The sequence below is a fragment of the Bifidobacterium sp. LH_558 genome, from assembly GCF_056356295.1.
Genome location: NZ_JBKETZ010000021.1, coordinates 1 through 693 on the forward strand (window position 1 = coordinate 1; position 693 = coordinate 693).

The following is a 693-nucleotide window of genomic DNA, read 5'->3' on the forward strand; positions in this document are numbered from 1 at the left end:
AGGCTCGCCGCGTACCGCTTGTTCGAATGCGGGAACGTGACGACCAGGCAATGGTCGTCCACCCATTCGCCCGCCAGCCGCGCCTTGGCCAGACCGAAGTCCATCTGCACGCTCCCCGGCGTCCATTCCAGCTCCACGTAGCCGTCGCCGGGCTCCCGGTTCATGGCCAGCCACTGGTCCACGTACCGCAGCACTGTGGAATACGAACCCTCGAACCCGCGCTCGGCCACGAGCCGGTCGAACACGCGCTTGGCGGTGTGACGCTGCTTGCGTGGCATGAGACGGTCGGCCTCCAGCCACGAGTCGATCAGCGGCTTGTGCTCGTCGAGCACCGATCCCACCCTGCGTCTGGCTGGCGGTTTGGGCGAGCAGTCCTCCATGCCCGCCCACTTCGCGACCGTGCCCCGGTCCACACCGAGCCTTCTGGCGATCTCCGTATGCGGCAGGCCCTTCGCGTCGAGCCTCCTGATATCTTGCTGTTTGGACATGGGTATCGTCACTGTCCTTTCCTTCCCCGGGCCGGCGGCAACCGGCCCCTGGCTGCTATTGGTTTGCAACCCGGGAATCTAACAGGCAGGACGAACCCATGGCCGCTCATATCATCACGAAGATGACGACACTGCGGAAAAACAGCTGCACATCAAGCGGAAAACACCATGCCACTCCTGCCCAAAGAACATTGAACATAAACAC

At 63.1% G+C, this 693-nt stretch carries 1 pseudogene; it reads right to left on the minus strand.

Annotated features, from left to right (window positions below):
- Positions 1-500 (minus strand): annotated as a pseudogene (locus AC1AV0_RS10920) (IS21 family transposase); the annotation flags it as partial.
- Between the last annotated feature and the right edge of the window lie 193 nt (positions 501-693).